The 18,929-nt window shown below is 63.8% G+C and carries 16 protein-coding genes, 2 tRNA genes and 1 pseudogene; 14 read left to right on the plus strand and 5 right to left on the minus strand.

What is annotated here, in order from left to right; all coding sequences use genetic code 11:
* Positions 1-35: 35 nt before the first annotated feature.
* Entirely contained in the window at positions 36-1,622 is a 1,587-nt protein-coding gene (pckA, locus tag ABFY71_RS04960; RefSeq protein WP_347944933.1) for a phosphoenolpyruvate carboxykinase (ATP), read from the minus strand.
* A gap of 255 nt (positions 1,623-1,877) precedes the next feature.
* Here pckA and ABFY71_RS04965 point away from each other — a divergent pair, with 255 nt between their 5' ends.
* The 9 genes from ABFY71_RS04965 (at position 1,878) to tsaE (ending at position 11,121) form a co-directional block, all read left to right on the plus strand.
* On the plus strand, positions 1,878-2,594 hold the full coding sequence (locus ABFY71_RS04965; RefSeq protein WP_347944934.1) for a response regulator transcription factor: 717 nt from the start codon (positions 1,878-1,880) through the stop codon (positions 2,592-2,594).
* A 9-nt stretch (positions 2,595-2,603) separates the two neighbouring features.
* A complete protein-coding gene (locus ABFY71_RS04970) occupies positions 2,604-4,418 on the plus strand; it encodes a stimulus-sensing domain-containing protein (protein WP_347944935.1) in 1,815 nt (604 codons plus the stop codon).
* Between the two features lie 9 nt (positions 4,419-4,427).
* On the plus strand, positions 4,428-4,886 hold the full coding sequence (locus tag ABFY71_RS04975; protein WP_347944936.1) for an HPr kinase/phosphorylase: 459 nt from the start codon (positions 4,428-4,430) through the stop codon (positions 4,884-4,886).
* A gap of 175 nt (positions 4,887-5,061) precedes the next feature.
* Positions 5,062-5,463 carry a PTS sugar transporter subunit IIA gene (locus ABFY71_RS04980; RefSeq protein WP_305577079.1) on the plus strand — a complete coding sequence of 134 codons (402 nt, stop codon included), beginning with the start codon at positions 5,062-5,064 and terminating at the stop codon, positions 5,461-5,463.
* Between the two features lie 49 nt (positions 5,464-5,512).
* A complete protein-coding gene (locus ABFY71_RS04985) occupies positions 5,513-5,812 on the plus strand; it encodes an HPr family phosphocarrier protein (RefSeq protein WP_347944937.1) in 300 nt (99 codons plus the stop codon).
* Positions 5,813-5,889: 77 nt separating this feature from the next.
* The gene (locus ABFY71_RS04990) at positions 5,890-6,396 is read left to right on the plus strand and encodes a DUF2937 family protein (RefSeq protein WP_347944938.1); all 507 of its coding nucleotides are present in this window, start codon (positions 5,890-5,892) and stop codon (positions 6,394-6,396) included.
* Positions 6,397-6,494: 98 nt separating this feature from the next.
* Positions 6,495-7,895 carry an adenosylhomocysteinase gene (ahcY, locus tag ABFY71_RS04995; protein WP_347944939.1) on the plus strand — a complete coding sequence of 467 codons (1,401 nt, stop codon included), beginning with the start codon at positions 6,495-6,497 and terminating at the stop codon, positions 7,893-7,895.
* Positions 7,896-8,218: 323 nt separating this feature from the next.
* The gene (locus ABFY71_RS05000; protein ID WP_347944940.1) at positions 8,219-10,678 is read left to right on the plus strand and encodes a sensor histidine kinase; all 2,460 of its coding nucleotides are present in this window, start codon (positions 8,219-8,221) and stop codon (positions 10,676-10,678) included.
* Between the two features lie 11 nt (positions 10,679-10,689).
* Positions 10,690-11,121, plus strand: a complete 432-nt coding sequence (gene tsaE / locus ABFY71_RS05005; RefSeq protein ID WP_347944941.1) for a tRNA (adenosine(37)-N6)-threonylcarbamoyltransferase complex ATPase subunit type 1 TsaE — start codon at positions 10,690-10,692, stop codon at positions 11,119-11,121.
* Positions 11,122-11,677: 556 nt separating this feature from the next.
* On the opposite strand, the gene ABFY71_RS05010 is transcribed toward tsaE, so the two are convergent.
* Positions 11,678-12,079: an OsmC family protein gene (locus ABFY71_RS05010; RefSeq protein ID WP_347944942.1), complete on the minus strand. Its 402-nt coding sequence runs from the start codon at positions 12,077-12,079 to the stop codon at positions 11,678-11,680.
* A gap of 605 nt (positions 12,080-12,684) precedes the next feature.
* Positions 12,685-15,606 (minus strand): DNA polymerase I, encoded by a 2,922-nt coding sequence (gene polA, locus ABFY71_RS05015; protein WP_347944943.1) that lies wholly within the window; start codon positions 15,604-15,606, stop codon positions 12,685-12,687.
* On the opposite strand from polA, the gene ABFY71_RS05020 reads away from it, so the two are divergent.
* Together ABFY71_RS05020 and ABFY71_RS05025 are read left to right on the plus strand one after the other, a co-directional pair.
* A complete protein-coding gene (locus ABFY71_RS05020; RefSeq protein WP_347944944.1) occupies positions 15,605-15,814 on the plus strand; it encodes a hypothetical protein in 210 nt (69 codons plus the stop codon). The two genes, polA and ABFY71_RS05020, sit on opposite strands and share 2 nt — an antisense overlap.
* A 39-nt stretch (positions 15,815-15,853) precedes the next feature.
* The gene (locus ABFY71_RS05025) at positions 15,854-16,243 is read left to right on the plus strand and encodes a response regulator (protein ID WP_347944945.1); all 390 of its coding nucleotides are present in this window, start codon (positions 15,854-15,856) and stop codon (positions 16,241-16,243) included.
* 29 nt (positions 16,244-16,272) lie between these two features.
* Here the strand turns inward: ABFY71_RS05025 and ABFY71_RS05030 are convergent.
* Positions 16,273-16,611: pseudogene (locus ABFY71_RS05030) on the minus strand (transglycosylase SLT domain-containing protein); the annotation flags it as partial.
* Positions 16,612-17,080: 469 nt separating this feature from the next.
* Between ABFY71_RS05030 and ABFY71_RS05035 the strand changes: the two are divergent.
* Together ABFY71_RS05035 and ABFY71_RS05040 are read left to right on the plus strand one after the other, a co-directional pair.
* Positions 17,081-17,157: transfer RNA gene (locus tag ABFY71_RS05035), tRNA-Arg, on the plus strand.
* Between the two features lie 126 nt (positions 17,158-17,283).
* A tRNA-OTHER gene (locus ABFY71_RS05040) sits at positions 17,284-17,357 on the plus strand.
* A gap of 21 nt (positions 17,358-17,378) precedes the next feature.
* Here ABFY71_RS05040 and ABFY71_RS05045 read toward each other — a convergent pair.
* A complete protein-coding gene (locus tag ABFY71_RS05045) occupies positions 17,379-18,092 on the minus strand; it encodes a 3'-5' exonuclease family protein (protein ID WP_347944946.1) in 714 nt (237 codons plus the stop codon).
* A 331-nt stretch (positions 18,093-18,423) separates the two neighbouring features.
* On the opposite strand from ABFY71_RS05045, the gene ABFY71_RS05050 reads away from it, so the two are divergent.
* Positions 18,424-18,897 (plus strand): cupin domain-containing protein, encoded by a 474-nt coding sequence (locus ABFY71_RS05050; RefSeq protein ID WP_347944947.1) that lies wholly within the window; start codon positions 18,424-18,426, stop codon positions 18,895-18,897.
* Positions 18,898-18,929: the final 32 nt, after the last annotated feature.

Here is an 18,929-nt window from a genome sequence, read left to right on the forward strand (position 1 = left end):
GAAGCTGGCCTGATGCGAGCCAGGCCGATTTGGATCTATTCGGCCGCCTGCGCCATCCGGGGTCCCGGTTCGGCATTGGCGGCGTCGCCGAACTTTTCAAAATTGGCCCGGAACAGGCCAGCCAGATGCAGCGCCTGGCGGTCATAGGCCGCCGCATCGGCCCAGGTCAGGCGCGGAGTCAGCAGTTTGCTGTCAACGCCGGGCACCGCTACTGGCACCTCAAAGCCAAACAACTCGTCGGTCCGCATGGCGATGTCATCGAGCGCGCCGTTCAGGGCGGCGCTCAGCAGGCGCCGGGTTGAGGCAATGTCGATCCGCTTGCCGACGCCATAGCCGCCACCGGTCCAGCCGGTATTGATCAGCCAGGCCGAGGCGCCGCTGGCCCGCAGCTTTTCGGCCAGCATCTCGCCATAGACCGTGGGATGGAGGGGCATGAACGGCGCGCCAAAGCAGGCCGAAAATGTCGCCTGCGGTTCGGTGATGCCGCGCTCGGTGCCGGCAACCTTGGCCGTGTAGCCTGACAGGAAGTGATAGACCGCCTGATCGGGGGTCAGCCGGGCAATCGGCGGCAGCACGCCAAACGCATCGGCGGTGAGGAACACCACGGTTTTCGGCGTGCCGCCAACGCTGCCCTTGGCAATGGCCGGCAGCACATGGATGGGATAGGCGGCCCGGGTGTTTTCGGTCAGCGACACGTCATCGAAATCGGGAACCTTGGCGTCATCGAGCACGACATTTTCCAGCACCGTGCCAAAGCGTTTGGTGGCGGCAAAGATCTCGGGCTCGGCCGTCGCGCTCAGCTTGACGGTCTTGGCGTAGCAGCCACCCTCCAGGTTGAACACGCCGTCATCGCTCCAGCCATGTTCGTCATCGCCGATCAGCGGACGGTCGGGGTCATTGGAGAGCGTCGTCTTGCCGGTGCCCGACAGGCCAAAGAACAGGGCTGCCTCGCCATCCTTGCCCAGATTGGCCGAGCAATGCATGGGCAGCACGCCCTGGCGTGGGGCGTGGAAATTGAACAGCGAGAACACGCTTTTCTTGATCTCGCCGGCATAGGAGGTGCCAGTGATGATCACGATGTTGCGGCTCATGTCGAGCGCAATCACCGTCTCGCTGCGGCAGCCATGTCGGGCTGGATCAGCCTTGAACTGCGGCACGTGCACAATGGTGACGGGCGTGGGGTTGGCGCCGGTTTGCACCATCTCGCCGGGCCGGATCAGCAGGTTGCGGATAAACAGGGCGTGCCAGGCGCTGGGTGTCAGCACGGTGACGCCATATTGCAGGCGCGGATCGGCCCCGGCCAGCAGGTCCTGGCGGAACACGTTCAGCCCGCCCAGGGCGGCCACGGCGTCTTCCAGCAGCACGGAAAAATGCGCCGGGCTCATGGCGCCCGAATTGTCCCACCATACGCTGTCGGCGGTCAAAGCGTCGCGCACAATGAACTTGTCCTTGGGCGAGCGGCCGGTAAAGGCCCCGGTGCGCACGGAAACGGCGCCATCGGCCGTCAATTCGCATTCATCGCCCTGCAGCGCGCGTGCAACCAGCACGGGCACGATGTCGTTGTGGGAGACCGAGCCGGCGCTGGCGGCGATTGTGCTTCTCAGGGTGTCATGGTCGAACATAGAAAACTCCGTCGCTCGCGGGCACGTGCTGCCGCCCGTTGTTGACGTGCAAAATAGAGGGTCGAACTGTGCTACAACCATCCCCAAATGGGTCGTAAGACGGAAGTTGCATCGCGCCCGCAACACCCCTGTGCAGCGGGCCTGCGGTTGTACTCTCCTTGGCACCGCCTTATTTAATGCGTAATTGTCGCCTGCAAGCATACGGAACGCCGCGTGGGTCACATGTTTGAAGCGTCCGAACAAGAAAGGCAGTTCATGCCCAAGATCGCTCTCGTCGATGACGACCGCAATATCCTGACTTCCGTGTCTCTGGCACTGGAGGCGGAAGGCTACCAGGTCGCCACCTATACCGACGGCGCTTCGGGCCTGGAGGGTCTGACCACCGACCGGCCGGACCTAGCCATTCTCGACATCAAGATGCCCCGCATGGATGGCATGGAACTGCTGCGCCGGCTGCGCCAGAAATCCGACATCCCGGTGATCTTCCTCACCTCCAAGGACGAGGAGATCGATGAACTGTTCGGTCTCAAGATGGGTGCCGACGATTTCATCACCAAGCCCTTCAGCCAGCGCCTGCTGGTCGAGCGGGTCAAGGCCATCCTGCGCCGCTCGACGCCACGTGATCCCGCCGCCTCGAACGGCGCCTCGGGGGAAACCGGCGGCGACAAGGCCCTGATCGAGCGCGGCTCGCTGGTGATGGATGAAGAGCGCCACACCTGCACCTGGAAAGGCCAGCGCGTCACCCTGACCGTTACCGAGTTCCTGATCCTGCAGTCGCTGGCCCTGCGGCCGGGCGTGGTCAAATCCCGCAATGCCTTGATGGATGCGGCCTATGACGATCAGGTCTATGTTGATGACCGCACCATCGACAGCCACATCAAGCGTCTGCGCAAGAAGTTCAAGGCCACCGATGATGACTTTGAAATGATCGAGACGCTGTATGGCGTCGGCTACCGCTTCAAGGAGCAATAGGCACAACCTGTGGCCATCCTCGAACCCGAACGCGATCGCCAGCCCGACGCCGCACCGGACTGGCGCGCGCCGGGCACCGAGGACCCACGCCGCGCGTCCCCCAAGCCGCACGCCCGTCGCCGCTGGCGGCTCCTGCTGGCCCCGTTCCACAAGCTGGCCAGCGCCATCAGCCGCTTTCTCGACCTCACCATCTTTGCCAACCTGACGCGCCGCATCATCGTGCTCAATATGGCCGGGCTGCTGGTGCTGGTGGTCGGCATTCTCTATCTCAACCAGTGGCGCGCCGGGCTGATTGACGCCCGCGTGCAGTCGCTCCGCGTGCAGGGCGAGATCATTGCGGCGGCCGTGGCGGCCTCGGCAACGGTGGATAGCGACGTCATCTCGATCAATCCCGACCGTCTGCTGCAATTGCAGGGTGATGGTTCGGTGTCCTCCCTGTCCTACTACGATCCCACCCTGGAATTTCCCATCAATCCCGAACGGGTCGCGCCGCTGCTGCGCAATCTGATCACCCCCACGCGCACCCGCGCCCGCATCTATGACCAGGGCGGGCTGTTGATCCTGGACAGCGACAATATCTACGCCCGTGGCGAGGTGATGCGGCAGATCATTGAAACCAAGCAGGCCGACGAGTTCTTCCTGTGGGACTGGTGGAACGCCGTGCTGAACTGGGTCCCCGGCGACAACTATCCGAAGTACCAGGAACATGGTGTCGATGAAGGCGCCCGCTATCCCGAAGTGGCCTCGGCGCTGCAGGGCGCTGCCGCAGACTTTGTCCGCGTCGATGGCCAGAACCAGCTGGTGGTCTCGGTCGCCGTACCGGTGCAGCGCGTCCGCGCCGTGGTGGGCGCCATCCTGCTCTCGACCGCCCCGGGCGACATCGATTCCATTGTTGCCCAGGAGCGCTGGAGCATTCTGCGCATTGCCCTGATTGCCGCTGCCGTGCAGATCGTGCTGTCGCTGGCGCTGGCCGGCACCATAGCCGGGCCGATGCGCCGCCTGGCGGCTGCCGCCGAGCGGGTGCAGACCGCCGGCAATGCCCGCGCCGAAATTCCCGATTTCACCGATCGCCCCGACGAGATCGGCCACCTCAGCGACGCTTTCCGCCGCATGACGGACGGGCTCTATAACCGCATCGAGGCAATCGAGCGCTTTGCAGCCGACGTGGCCCATGAGCTCAAGAACCCGCTGACCTCGCTGCGCAGTGCTGTTGAGACCTTGCCGCTGGCCAAGCGCCCGGAAGACCGCGAGCGCCTCAATGCCATCATCCAGCATGACGTCAAACGGCTCGACCGGCTGATCACCGATATTTCCAGCGCCAGCCGGCTCGACGCCGAACTGGCGCGCGAGAGCGCCGAGCGGGTCGACGTCGAGAAGCTGGCCCAAGCCATTGTCTCGATGCAGAAGGACATGGCGCTGGGGCGTGGCGTCACCGTCGCCATGGACAAGCGCACCGGCAAGGGCGCCGCTATTGTCAATGGCCACGAGAGCCGCCTGGCCCAGGTGTTCGCCAATCTGATCGACAATGCCGTCTCGTTTTCCCCTGAGGGAGGCGTGGTGCATGTGGCGCTGAGCACCGATGCCGACGATGTGCGCATCACGGTGAGCGATCAGGGGCGCGGCATTACCGGCGATTTCAACAAGATTTTCCAGCGCTTCTATACCGACCGGCCCGATACCGAGAGCTTTGGCGATCATTCCGGCCTGGGCCTGTCGATCTGCAAGCAGATCGTCGAGGCCCACAAGGGCACGATCAAGGGGCATAATCGCACCGATGGCAGCGGCGCCGTGTTCTCGGTTGTGCTGCCGCGCGCGCGCAAATAGATTGCCACCATGAGCAAACCAAAAAACGTGCATGGCACGGGACTGTTGTTGGGATCGACCGGCGTGCTGTTGCGCGGCCCGTCCGGCGCCGGAAAATCGGTGCTGGCGTTGACCCTGCTGGAGCGCTGGACGCTGCGCGGCCTGCCCGCCTTCCTCGTCTCTGACGACCGCGTCGATCTCCTCAGGACCGATGAGCGGGTGGCCATGCAGGCCCCCCCAAATCTGGCCGGGCTGATCGAGCTGCGGGGCCGCGGCATTGTCAGTCGCCCCCATCAGAACGCGGTCCCCCTTGATCTGGTCATCGACATGGTGCCCGAAATGGTGCGCATGGTTGAAGAGGACGAGTTCGTCACCGAAATCGCCGGGATCACCCTGCCGCGCGCGCCGGTGCCCTATGGCAGTGTCATCAGCCTGGGTCATCAGATCCTGCTGGTGACCGAGGCCATGTCGGCGCTGGCTCAACCGTGACAAAATACCACTTGAATCGCGTCCGCTGCCGGACAAGACTGACGCGCGCCCGGCCCAATGACCCGGGCACTGCCTTGGGCCGTGCAGCTGCTGCATTGCGCGATGAACTGGGGCAAACTATGGAGTACTGTCGCTTCTGCGCCGCAGGCGCCGCTCGACATGTTGGGGACTTTGTATGATTGGTTTGGTTCTGGTGACGCACGGTGCGCTCGCCCATGAATTCAAGTCGGCGCTCGAGCATGTCGTCGGCCCGCAGGAATACTGCGAGACCATCGCCATTGGTCCCGATGACAATATGGAAGACCGCCGCAACGATATTCTTGCCGCGGTCGACAGCGCCGATAACGGCAAGGGCGTCATCATCCTCACCGACATGTTTGGCGGCACGCCCTCCAACCTGGCCATTTCGGTGATGCAGAACCGGGCGGTCGAAGTGATCGCCGGGGTCAATCTGCCCATGCTGGTCAAGCTGGTTCGCGTGCGCAATGAGATGACCATCAAGGATGCCGTGAACATGGCCCAGGAAGCGGGTCGCAAATATATCACCGTCGCCAATTCCATTCTCGCTGCCGATTGAGCGCCGTGAACGTGACGTCCGGCAACACGGCCCAGGGGAGAGTGAGCTGATGGATTCAAGTCGCGCACTGGCGCAGCAACTGACCATCGTCAACCGCAAGGGCCTGCATGCGCGGGCCTCGGCCCGCTTCGTGCGCACCGCCGAGTGCTTCGATGCGGCCATCTCTGTCGTCAAGGACGGCACCTCGGTCGACGGCAATTCCATCATGGGGCTGATGATGCTGGGCGCCGGACCGGGCAGCACCATTCTGGTGCAATCGAGCGGCCGCCAGGCTCGCGAAGCGCTCGAGGCCATCGTCCTGCTGGTCAATAGCGGCTTTGACGAGGATAGCGAAGGGGCCCCCGACTGACGGAACGCGCCGCTGTCGCCCCGCGTTGAGGCCAGGGGGGCAACCCCCCGGGGCATCAGCAGCACGGAGATCAACGCATGCGGCGCATCATTGCCGGACTGGGCGGGCTCGGCCTGGCCGTCACGCTCAGCCAATTTCCCGAATATGCCCAGCAATATACCCAGCGGCTCGGTGGCGCCGTCGACGAATTGCGGGTCATTGCCGAGGATTTTGATCGCGCCGCAGTCGAAGGCGGGCTCGATCGCGCCACCGCTTTGGGCCGCTATGAGGGAGCGAACGACGATTTCCTCGCCGGACGCGGGACTGCCATGACCGCCACCTTCGAGCGCTACGCGGCGCTGCAGGCCACGCTGCGGCGCATCGAGGGGGCCGGTGCAGTGGAACGCTTCCAGTCGCTTCCGGCCTATCTCGACAGTGAAATTGGCCAGCGGACGCTGGAAAATTACCGGCCCGCCGTGCCGGTCACCATGGAGGGCATTCTCTATGCCGGCGGTGGCTTCATCCTGGGCTATCTGGTGCTCTCGGGTCTGTGGCGGTTGGTCATGCTGCCCTTCCACCGCCGCCGTTACGCCGCTCATTCCTAGTCGCATATAAACCTTTCTTTATGTCTCTGGTTGATCCCGGTCGCGCCCTTGCGTATAGCAGAGGCAACGATCCCCCATTCCGCTCCGGAGCTTCATTCATGACCACCCATTCGACCGATTACGCGGTCAAGGACATTTCCCTCGCCGCCTATGGCCGCAAGGAACTCGATATCGCCGAGATCGAAATGCCCGGCCTGATGGCCATCCGTGAAGAATATGCCGCCGCCCAGCCGCTCAAGGGCGCCCGCATCGCCGGCTCGCTGCATATGACCATCCAGACTGCCGTGCTGATCGAGACCCTGGTCGCGCTGGGCGCCGAAGTGCGCTGGGTCAGCTGCAACATCTTTTCCACCCAGGACCATGCTGCAGCTGCCATCGCGGCGGCCGGCATCCCGGTCTTTGCCCACAAGGGCGAAACGCTGGAAGAATACTGGGCCTTCACCGATCGGATGATGGACTGGCCGGGGACCACCCCCAACATGATTCTCGACGATGGTGGCGACGCCACCATGTATATTCTCAATGGCGCCAGGGCCGAGGTGGACCCGTCCTTCCTTGAAAAGCCCACCAATGAAGAAGAAGAAATCTTCTTTGCCACCATCAAGCGTCGCCTGGCATCGAGCCCGGGCTTCTTCACCAAGATCCGCGACGCCATCCGCGGCGTCTCCGAAGAAACCACCACCGGCGTGATGCGCCTCTATCAGCTGCACGCCAAGGGCGAGCTGCCCTTCCCCGCCATCAACGTCAATGACTCGGTCACCAAGTCCAAGTTCGACAACAAGTACGGCACCCGTGAATCGCTGGTCGACGCCATCCGTCGCGGCACCGACGTGATGCTGGCCGGCAAGGTCGCCATCGTCTGCGGCTTTGGCGATGTGGGCAAGGGCTCGGCCGAATCGCTGCGCGGCGCCGGCGCCCGCGTGCTGGTCACCGAAGTCGACCCGATCTGCGCGCTGCAGGCCGCCATGGAAGGCTTTGAGGTCGTTACCCTGGCCGAGGCTGCCCCTCGCGCCGACATCGTGGTTACCGCCACCGGCAACCGCGACGTGCTGATGGTCGATGACATGCGCAAGCTCAAGGACATGGCCATTGTCTGCAATATCGGCCATTTCGACAATGAGATCGACGTGCTCGGCCTGCGCAATTTCAAGTGGACCAATGTGAAGCCGCAGGTCGACCTGATCGAAAAGCCCGATGGCAGCCGCCTGATCCTGCTGTCGGAAGGCCGTCTGGTCAATCTGGGCAATGCCACCGGTCACCCCAGCTTCGTGATGAGCGCCAGCTTTGCCAACCAGACCCTGGCGCAGATCGAGCTGTGGACCAATGGCGAAAACCTGGAAAAAAAGGTGCATGTGCTGCCCAAGCATCTCGATGAAAAAGTGGCCGAACTGCACCTGGCCAAGCTCGGCGCCAAGCTGACCAAGCTGACCAAAGACCAGGCCGACTATATCGGCGTCAGCACCGAAGGCCCCTTCAAGTCGGGCGAATACCGCTACTAGGCGCCCCCGACCCTGCCATTATGCCCGCGACCCCGGTCGCGGGCATTTCTTTTGCCAGAAACCCGCGTTTCGTTGTTGCTGCTTCGTTCTCGGTCAAGCCCCGATATCGATGCTTTGCCTGTCAAGGTAGGTCATTAAGACTCTTTTAGGCGATTCGCCGGGCCGCTATGGTCAAGGTGATTCGGCTGCTGGGGGACACGCAGCCAATCCGGAATCGGCAGGCCTGTTTGGGCCGCGTAAGTCACTCCGTATGTAGTCATTGCGTACCGACTCTTTGCGGCGTCGGACTGGCAAGCAACACAATTTGACCTAGAGGGTAGCGCATGGCGCCGGATCACTTCCGGAAGCATTGGGGATTCGCCGGACTGGCAGTAACCCCTTTCTCCCTGCTCACGACGGCACCCGCCGCCGCGCAAGGGATGCAGGCGGCCAGCTTCGCCGGTGCCGCACCCGTCGCCATTGCCGCCGGCGCCGGCGCCTTTGCCCTGCTGGCCATGGCCGTGGTGCGCACCATGCTGGTCGATGGCAAGCTGGCCCGCCGCAAGGCGGCCGAACAGATCGCCGCGCTGCGCGCCCTGGTGGACGAATATGAGGCCCTGCTGTCGGGCACCCGCGAAGTCACCGTGCTGTGGACCGATGAAGGCGCCCCCAAGCTGCTGGGGCAGGCCGCCGCCGTGCTGCCGATCGGGCGGCAGCCCGAAAGCGTGCTGAATTTCCAGAGCTGGCTGACCATTGCCGATGCCGACCGGCTGGCCCGCCTGCTCGAAGACCTGCGCGTGCACGGCCATGCCTTTGCCGTCAGCCTGAATGCCCTGGACGGCCGGCTGGTGCGGGCCAATGGCTGGGTGCTCGGCGGCGGCACGGCCATGCGCCTGCGCCCCGCCTTTCTGCAGCCCGGAGCCGAGCCCGATCTGGTGGCCGCCGCCGCGACGGGTGACTTCACCAGCGTGCGGGCAATTCTGGACACCCTGGCCAAGCCCGCCTTTGCCCGCGATGCCGAGGACCGGCTGGTCTATGCCAATGCCGCCTATCTCGAGCTGGCCCGCGCCCTGGGCAAGACCGGCACCACCAGCGCCCCGCCCGAACTGCTCGACCCGGCCCGGCTGACCCGGCATCTGCAGGCCTGCGACGCCGCCCAGGGACCCAATTCGCTCTCGCTGGCCTGGGGCCAGCACGGCGCCTATGAGCTGCTCGAATTCCCCGTCACCGGCGGTCGCGCCGGCATGTTGCGCCGGGTCCAGGAGACCGAACGCGACAGCGCCAGCGAGGCCGTCGCCCATATCAGCGGCATTATCGACACGCTGAGCACGCCGATCGCCATTTTCAATGCCCGGCGCGAGCTGATCCAGTTCAACCAGGCCTATGCCACCCTGTGGAAACTGAGCGGCGATTTCCTGGCGCTCGGCCTCGACGAGCGCGCCATTCTCGACAAGCTGCGCACCGAGGGCATGCTGCCCGCCCAGGTCAATTACCACACCTGGCGCGACGCCCATCTCAAGGCCTATAGCCGCACCGAGCCCTTCGAGGACGAGCCCTGGCACCTGCCCGATGGCCGCACCATCAAGGTGATCTCGGCCCCCGCCGGCGCCACCGGCGGCGTGATCTATGTGTTTGACGACATTACCGAGCGCCTCAAGCTCGAATCCACCAACAAGGCCTTCTCCAATGTGCAGCGCGAGACCATCAATTCGCTGTCCGAGGCCGTCGCGGTGTTTGGCACCAATGGCCGGCTGACCCTGTCCAATCCGCGGCTGTCGGCGCTGTGGAAACTGCCCACCAACGAACTGGGCAAAAACCCGCATATCGACGAAATCACCGAAGCCAGCGGCCGCGCCATTCCCGAAGACGGGGCCAGTATATGGCGGGATCTGAAGCGGGGGATAATTGATCTCAATCCCACCCGCTCCGACCAGACCGGGCGCATCAACCGCTCCGATGGCCGGCTGCTCGACTATGCCATCACCAGGCTGCCCGACGGGCAGACCATGATGACCTTTCTCGACGTCACCGAAAGCGCCTCCTATTCGCGCGTGCTCAAGGAGCGCAATGACGCCCTGGTCGCTGCCGACGTGCTCAAGGACGCCTTTGTCGAGAACGTCTCCTATGAGCTGCGCTCGCCGCTGACCAATATCATCGGCTTTGCCGAAATGCTGGCCACCGGTGCCGGCCCGCTCAATGAACGCCAGAGCGCCTATGTCGACTATATCCGCGCCTCGTCGGTGACGCTGGGCGTGCTGATCGATAATATTCTCGACCTCGCCTCGGTCGATGCCGGCATTGCCGAACTGCGCCCCGAACTGCTCGACGTGCACAAGCTGGTCGACAATGCCCGGGCCGGGCTATCGGCCAGTTTCCCCGAGATTTCGGGCGAGAAGCCGATCAATCTGACCGTCGACATCGACCCCGATCTGCCCCCCTTCATCGCCGATGGCACCCGCATCGTGCAGGTGCTGTATAACCTGCTCTCCAATGCCGCCCGCTTCTCCCCGCCCGGCGGCGAGATCCGGCTGTCGATCTCCTATCGTGGCGAACGCATGCTGTTCGTCATCGAGGATGAGGGCCCGGGCCTGACCGACGAGATGAAATCGGCCATTCTCACCCGGCTCGACAGCACCGGTGGCCCCAGCGGCCGCCAGCGCGGCGCCGGACTGGGCCTGGCCATCGTCAAGACCTTCGTCAATCTGCATGGCGGCACCATCAGCGCCGAGCGCCGCGAGCCGCGCGGCTCCAAGATCATCGTCAACCTGCCGCGCGACAGCTCGATGTCCGCCGTCGCCGAATAGCGGCGCCGCCCGTGCTGGCCGAGCGCTTCCTGCCCGATGACGCCGCCACCGCCGCCCTGGGCGCCGAACTGGCGGCCGAACTGGCGCCGGGCGATCTGCTGCTGCTGCAGGGCGATCTGGGCGCCGGCAAGACCGCCCTGGCCCGCGCCATCATCCGCCAGCTGGCCGATGACCCGACGCTCGACGTGCCCTCGCCCACCTTCGCCCTGGTGCAGCCCTATGACACCGCCCGGGGCGTCGTGCTGCATGCCGATCTCTACCGGCTCGGCGATCCGCGCGAGGTCGACGAGCTGGGCCTGCTCGACAATCCCGACGCCATCGTGCTGGTCGAATGGGCCGAGCGCTCACCCGAAATCAGCGCCGCCGCCAGCTGGGTGGTGCAGCTGGTCATCCCGCCCGGCGGCGAGGGCCGCCGCGCCACCCTGACCCGGACCGGGCGATAGACGCGGTTTCCGCGGGCGGTCCTGGCCAGCATCGGCAGCCTGACGCGTGCTTTGGCTACGGGGAGTTTTTTTCGAGGCATGGTTCTCGACCGCGCGGCGCGGGCCGAACGGTTGCGGGCAGGCGGACGGACCCCGAGACGGCTTTCGCCTCTGGTAAAGTTAAAAACGAGACGATTGCCGCCTCGGGGCGCCGGTTTTTGGAACTGTACGGCGGCACGGGGGTCGCTCGCCCCCACACGGCCGGACTGGAACCTGTGGAAGAGACGAACTTCCACCCGACACACCCCACCACTGTTCGCCTGCAGGCCGCCCGTGCGGGGTGATGGCGGCAGTATGGCACGGGGCGCGGGGCCGGGGACAAGGGGGATAATTCTGCCATTGGGGCCAACCCTCACCCCGCCCGGCCTCCCCTGGCAGGGGGAGGTGCGGTCCGGTGGATGGGGCGGGATAGTGTCGCACGAGTGAACAAACCCCGCCCCCTCTCAGGGGGAGGTAGCGAGGGGGTGATGCGCGGTGGGTTGGATCGCGCCCGAGGATGACGCGCGGTAAGGCCCCCTCACCCCCGCCGGATACTGCCGCTGAGGCTGACGCTGTCGGCCAGCGTGTTGGAAATGGTGCCATATTTGCGCACATTGGTGTGCAGCAGCTCCAGCCGGCGGTCGCTCTCGGTGGTGTCGACAATGAGCTCATAGCTGATGGCGGTGAGTTTTGGCGGCGCATCCTGCCGCTCGGCGCTGAGGCTGACCGTGACCCCGGAAAACCCGAATTTCAGCATCGGCGCCGAGCGCTCGATGCCCTTGATCATGCAGGCGGCCAGACTGGCCAGCAGCAATTCCACCGGATTGAGCGCATCGCGCCGCCCGGCCAGCGAGGTATCGAGCGTCACCACCGCCTCACGCACCCCGGCCAGACTGCCGTTCTCGTCATCGCGGCGGGCGGAAATGGTGTAACTGCGCATGGTGGGTCTCCCTTGTGGTGTCGGGGGGAGTGTAGCGGGGTTTGGGGGCGTGGGTTTTGATTGAGCGCAAAATTGGGGCGCGTGGATACAGATGCTGCAGTCGTCGCCCTCCCCCACCACACACTCGATGTCATCCCCGTCCCCCGGGTCGCTGCGCGCCCGAGGGCAGGCTCCAGCGCGGATCCATCCTGAGAGTGCAACCCCCCCCATCGCAGAACGGTGCCCCGAACGATCCACCTTGCGGCCATTCACTGATCTCGGGATGGGCCCGGCTCAAGGCTGGAGGTACACCGTGGGTAGGCTTAGGGTGGTGCCCGACACCGTTGAGCGGGACAATGGAATGCCGTCTCGGCGGGTCCTAAAAGAGCATCGCTATATTGCCATTCGTCACCTTCATCGCCATTGGCCTGACTTGAATGACGGCGAATGAAATTTGGAGCACCTGCCGAGAAACTGGTGTCCTCCCACTTCTTCAAGATGCCAAATGGCTCCTTGCCCCAAACTTTCTGCAACTGGGTGTGGAAGGATCGGCGCATGCTCCAAATCACGCCCAAATCCGTTCGCTGGGCGGGAATTTCTCCCTCAAATGTGAGGGTTATCTCCACTCAATGCGCCTCGTCCCAGTTCCCCGCTGCATGGGCGTCGACCTGGATCGGCACCGTCAGGCGCACCGCCGGTTCCGCCGCGCCTTCCATCACCCGCTTGATCACCGGGATCGCCTCATTCTCGGTGCCCAGCGGCACTTCGAAGATCAGTTCGTCGTGCACCTGTAATAGCATGTCGGCGTCGATGCCCGCCCGTGCCAGTTCGGGCTCCATGCGGATCATGGCGCGGCGGATGATGTCGGCGGCTGAGCCCTGGATCGGGGCGTTGATGGAGGCGCGTTCGACGAAGGCGCGTTCGCTCGGATTGTGCGATTTGGCATTGGGGAAGTTGATGCGGCGGCCAAAGATCGTGGTGACGTGGCCGTCTTCCTTCACCCGGCGGCGCTGCTCTTCCATATAGTCCTTGATGCCGGGGAAGCGCTCGAAATAGGTCTTGATGTAGTCGCCCGCCTCGCCGCGGCCAATGCCCAGCTGATTGGCCAGGCCAAAGGCGGAAATGCCATAGATGATGCCGAAATTGATCGCCTTGGCGCGGCGGCGAATGTCGCTGGGCATGCCGGCCACCGGCACGCCGAACATTTCGCTGGCGGTCATGGCGTGAATGTCGAGCCCCTCCTCGAAGGCGTCTTTCAGCGCCTGAATATCAGCGATATGGGCCAGCACGCGCAGCTCGATCTGGCTGTAATCGGCAGAGATCAGGATTTTGCCCGGCGCGGCGACAAAGGCGGAGCGGATCTTGCGGCCATCCTCGGTGCGCACCGGGATGTTCTGCAGGTTCGGATCGTTCGAGCTCAGCCGCCCGGTGAGCACCGAATGCTGGGAATAGGTGGTGTGCACCCGTCCGGTGCGGGCATTGATATAGGCGGGCAGGGCATCAGTATAGGTGCCGCGCAGCTTGTTGAGCTGGCGCCAGTCGACAATGGTGCGGGCCAGCGGCACGCCCTTGAGCGCCAGGTCTTCGAGCACATCGGCGCCGGTGGCCCAGGCGCCGGTCTTGGTCTTGCTGCCGCCCTCGAGCCCCATCTTGTCAAACAGGATTTCCCCCAGCTGCTTGGGCGAGCCGAGATTGAAACTCTGCCCGGCCAGTTCATAGGCTTCCGCCTCGAAGGCGGCGGCGCGCTGGGCGAACTCGCCCGAGAGGCGCGACAGAATGGCGCGATCGACATTGACGCCGCGCGCCTCCATCCGCGCCAGCACCGGGGCCAGGGGCCGCTCGATGGTTTCGTAGAGCGCCGTCATGTTTTCCGCGGCGAGGCGCGGCTTGAGCACCTGCCACAGCCGCATGGTCATGTCGGCATCTTCGGCGGCATAGCGCGCGCCCTCGGCCAGCGGCACCTGGGCAAAGGTGCGCTGGCTCTTGCCACTGCCGAGCAGCTCGCGGATCGACTGGCCGGCAAAGCCCAGCCAGTGTTCGCCCAGCTCGCCCATGGTGTTGAACTGCGGCCCGTCCAGCGCATAGCTCAAGAGAAGCGTGTCATCGATCGAGGCCACCGGCACCTCATAGCGCGCCAGCATGCCCAGATCATATTTGCCATTGTGGAAGATTTTGAGGATCGACGGATCGGCAAACAGCGGCTTCAGCATGTCGAGCGCGGTGCGGATCTCCATCTGCCCCTCGACCAGCCCGCCGCCGCCAAATATGTCGGCCTCGCCGTCGGAATGGCCGAGCGGCAGATAGGCGCCACTGCCCGGAGCGATGGAAAACGAGATGCCAACCAGATCGGCGGTCTGGTTGTCCAGCCCGGTGGTCTCGGTATCGGTGGCGACATAGCCGGTCATCTCGATGGCGTCGATCCAGCGCTGCAGGGCGGCGGCGTCGCGGATGATCTCGTAATCTTCCGGCCTGAAGGGGATGGCGCGCACCCGGGCATGTTCGGCCGCCGCATGGGCGACGGTGGCGGCATTGGAGCGGCCACTGGCCTCGTGCCGCGCCGCCCGGCTTTCCGCCCGCGCCGCATTGTCAAAGCCCACCGCGCCGGGGGCGGTTTTGGCGCTGAGTTCGGGATCGGCGGGGAAATCGTCGGGATTGGCATCGAGCAGCCCGGCCAGCCGCTTGGTGATGGTGTTGAACTCCATCGCCTTGAGGAAGGGGAACAGATTGCCCGGCTCCATGGGCTGGCGCACCAGGGCGTCCAGCTCAAGTTCCACCGGCACATCCTGGCTGAGGGTGACGAGGCGTTTGGAGACCAGCGCCAGATCGGCATTGGCCTTGAGCTTTTCGCGCCGCGCGTTCTGCCTGATCTCGTCGGCATGGGCGAGCAGGTTCTCCACCGTGCCATATTGATTGATCAGCTCGGCCGCCGTCTTGACGCCAATGCCGGGCACGCCGGGGACATTGTCGACGCTGTCGCCGCACAAAGCCTGCACCTCGATCACCTTGTCGGGGGTGACGCCAAACTTGGTGAACACCTCATCCATGCCGATCCAGCGCAAAGGCGGCTGGCCGGGGCGCGGAATGGTGTCGAGCATGCGGATGCTGCCATCGGGCTCGATCAGCTGCATCATGTCCTTGTCGGACGAGACAATGGTCGCCTTGCCGCCGGCCCGCCTGGCCATGCAGGCGTAGGTGGCAATGATGTCATCGGCCTCCCAGCCCGCCATTTCGATCGAGGGGATGGAAAAGGCGCGCGTGGCCGCCCGGGTCAGCGGGAACTGCGGCACCAGCTCGGCCGGCGCCGGCGGCCGCTGGGCCTTGTAGTCGGGAAAGAAATCATCGCGGAAGGTCTTGCCGGCATGGTCAAAGATCACCGCCATATGGGTGGGCGCATCCTCGCCCTTCAAATCTTCGGTAAGCTTGTAGAGCATGTTGCAGAAGCCCTGCACGCAGCCGACAGGCAGCCCGTCCGACTTGCGGTTGAGCTGGGGCAGGGCATGGAAGGCGCGGAAAATATAGGCCGAGCCATCAACGAGCAGCAAATGCATGAGCAGCGATTCCGAATGGATGAACGCGCCGACATTAGGCCAGTTTGCCCCGGGCCAAAAGAGCCAGCGGCGGGGAACCGGGGCACAACCTGCCGCGTTTGGCCAGTTTCGCGCCGTGCCGCCGGCACCACTTTTGTCCTGCGGCGGGCGCATCATCGCATTTGGGCCGTTTTTGCCTTTTAAGGGCCGCATATTCAAATTTGAATGACGATCGGACTGTCATCGGTTCGCAGAGGGATTGGAAAGCATGGACAATCAGGCCAATAGGCCCGCCGTGATCCTGGTGGTCGACGACGACGCCCTGATCAATCTGAACGCGATCGACATGGTCGAGCAGCTCGGCCACACCGCGCTTGAAGCCTATAGCGGGCGCGACGCGCTGGCGATTCTGGCCAGCAACCAGACCATTGACCTGCTGATTACTGATTACGCCATGCCCGGCATGACCGGGGTGGAACTGGCGCATGCGGCGCGCGCGCTGCGCCCCGGCCTGCCCATTGTCCTGGCGACGGGCTATTCCGAATTGCCCGATGGTGTCGATATCGACCTGCCGCGGCTGTCAAAGCCCTATCAGCAATCCGATCTGGCCAGGCACCTGCTGCTGCTGCTCAACGAGCCGGTGCCGGTGACCCCCTAGCGCCTTATCAGCGGAGCGGTGAAGGGCGGCTAGCGCAGCCCGGCCCGCTGCAGCAGACCGGCACGCTTGGCGTCATAATAATAGCCGCTGGCGTAGAACCGCACCGAGCGATCATAATCGCCGCCGGCGGTGATATAGGCCCCCGCCAGATAGCGCACCGCATAGCGCAGATTGGTTTCGGCATCGAGCAGCCCGGCCGGGGGGCCGCGATAGCCCATGCCGCCGGCGGTGGCGTGGCTGATCTGCATCAGCCCGTAATAGGGGCCATTGCGCGCCCCCGCATTGTAATTGCTCTCGCGCACGATGACCCGGCGCACCAGGTCCTCGGGCACGCTGTAGTGCTGCGCATAATGGCGGATCAGTCCGTCCATCGAGCCCTCGGTATAGCCCAGCGCCGAGGTCGCCATCGGCACCGCATCGGCCTTGGGCACATGCCCGGCCGGCGTGCTGGGGGTGGCGAAATCGGCCAGCGCCGCCTTGGCGGCGCCCGGCGCCGGCTTCAGCGCGCTCATCGAGCAGCCCGACACCGCCAGCGCCAGCACGGCGCCCAGCAGCGCGGCACGCTGGCGTCCATTGCTTGAATTTGTCATGCGGCCACCCTTAGCCTATTTCAGCTGTGGCGGCGATAGGACCCAATCAGGGCAGCTTGAAGGCGGTTAACGCGGAAAACGCCACCGGCGCGCGGCGCCAGAACAGCCGGCGGAACGCCCCGGCCAGGCCCCGCCGACGGACCGCTCCCGTGCCCGACAAACAAAACCAACCAACCCCGTTGCGCGGCGCGCCGGCTTTGGCTAGTTTGCGCCCGTTCAGCCGGGGCCCCGCCCCCGCGTCACGGATGCACCCGTAGCTCAGCTGGATAGAGCGCTGCCCTCCGAAGGCAGAGGCCACACGTTCGAATCGTGTCGGGTGCACCAATATTTTCAAATACTTGTCGTGCCAAATCAAAGCTGAGTCGATTCCAAGGTATCCTGAGTCGATTGCACCACATGACCCGATTTTCGGTACCTAGCTGCGCGATTTTAGCTGCAGCTTCACAGTTTGGTCGCGTAGCTCAGCTGGAAAGAGCATCAGGTTCCGGTGAGGGTCGGGGATCCGAGTTCCTCCGCGACTGCCACATCTTCCGCGGTGCAATACCTCAGAACCGCAGCCCGGACAACGCAGGCACGTCAGGGAATAGCGATACTCCCGGCGCAACATTCCGCAGCATCAGCACTGCTTCTATGGCTATTTCCTTTTGCCGGTCGGCATCAGATCGTGCCTCATCGGAACGGGCGCAAACTTCCTCGGCGATGGCTTTCAGCCTGGCGTAGGCAGAAGGCGCAGCCCTAGCGTCTTTCTGCAGCCTTCCATGTGCGGCCACTAGCTCCGAGTTTTTCTTTGAGAAGTCCTCCTCCAGATCGGAGTGCTCGAGCTCAGCCCGACGCCAGACTTCCACACAGGCGCCAGCGTAATGCTTAGCGAGAGCCGGCTTTAGGTACTTGATTGTCTCGTCGAGACCTAGGGCCAGGTCAGCTCGACGCACCGCCCGTGCCTCCTCTTTGCTCAGGACGGCGAGAGCGGCTTCAGGATCATCGCCGATCACCGTGCCGCAGTCGTACTGCGATTCTTTCAGTGTCCAGGTGAGATCTCCACCCACGACACTCAAGCCATAATAGCGGAGCATGTCTTTGCTGCCTCGATCACACCACTGAACACGCACGTAAAACTCTGGCCAGACTTCGCCATTCTCGACATCCAACTCCACGACGAGAACGTATATCCCGTCGCTGATCTGCTCGTTGAGCGTGGCACGCCCTTTATATTCGCCAGCAGCGTCACCTTGGATCATATCCCAGAGCGATTCCGACATATTCCCCTGGTCCGAAAGCCATTCGATCTCGCCGCTCTTGAAAAGTCGTATCCGTTGAGACAGCAGCGGGCCACAGTGACGCCCCGCTACCACTGATCGACACTCCCTGTCAGGTCTAACGCGAACGGCACTTCTGCAGGAGTTCCCCAAAAAGGTGGTGAGCCACGGGCGAGGGGCGACTACGGCGGCCAGAGCACAACCAACACCGCGCCGGGCTTCCAAACTGCTCCCGTAGGAACGTTGATCAAGAGAGGAAAAGGTCAGCAATATTGACATATTCCCCTGCCGGTGCTCTGCTTGGGCCTCAATCTTGGGAGTAGGTGAGAGGAAAATGGAAAGTGTCAGCAGCGCAACTATCGCGACAATCGCCAGAGATGTCCCACTGAGAGAAAAGCCGTCCAACTATCCAGAGCCATTCTTCAGTCGGATGAAGGGGCGCTCCAAGCGCGTGCTAGGAGATCTATTCGGGTTAAAAAACTTCGGCGTGAACCTGACGTCTCTCGCCCCCGGCAGCGAGTCTGCACTCCTGCACAGACATAGCAAACAGGACGAATTCATCTATGTCTTGGAAGGGGAGCCGACGTTGGTCACTGACCAGGGAGAGGTGCAACTGCGCCCGGGCATGTGCGCCGGCTTTCCTGCGAGCGAGATCGCTCATCAGCTCGTCAACCGTACAGGTGTCGAGGTTACGTTCCTGGATGTCGGAGACCGGAGCCCGGGAGACGAGGGTAGCTATCCATACGATGATCTCAAGGCGGTCATGGGAGAAGATGGCCATTGGCTGTTGATTGCCACTGAGATCTGACCCTCTGAGGGCGTAAATTTTCACTGAGATTT

Origin of the sequence: Devosia alba (genome assembly GCF_039938915.1) — a bacterium.
Classification (GTDB): Bacteria; Pseudomonadota; Alphaproteobacteria; order Rhizobiales; family Devosiaceae; genus Devosia; species Devosia alba.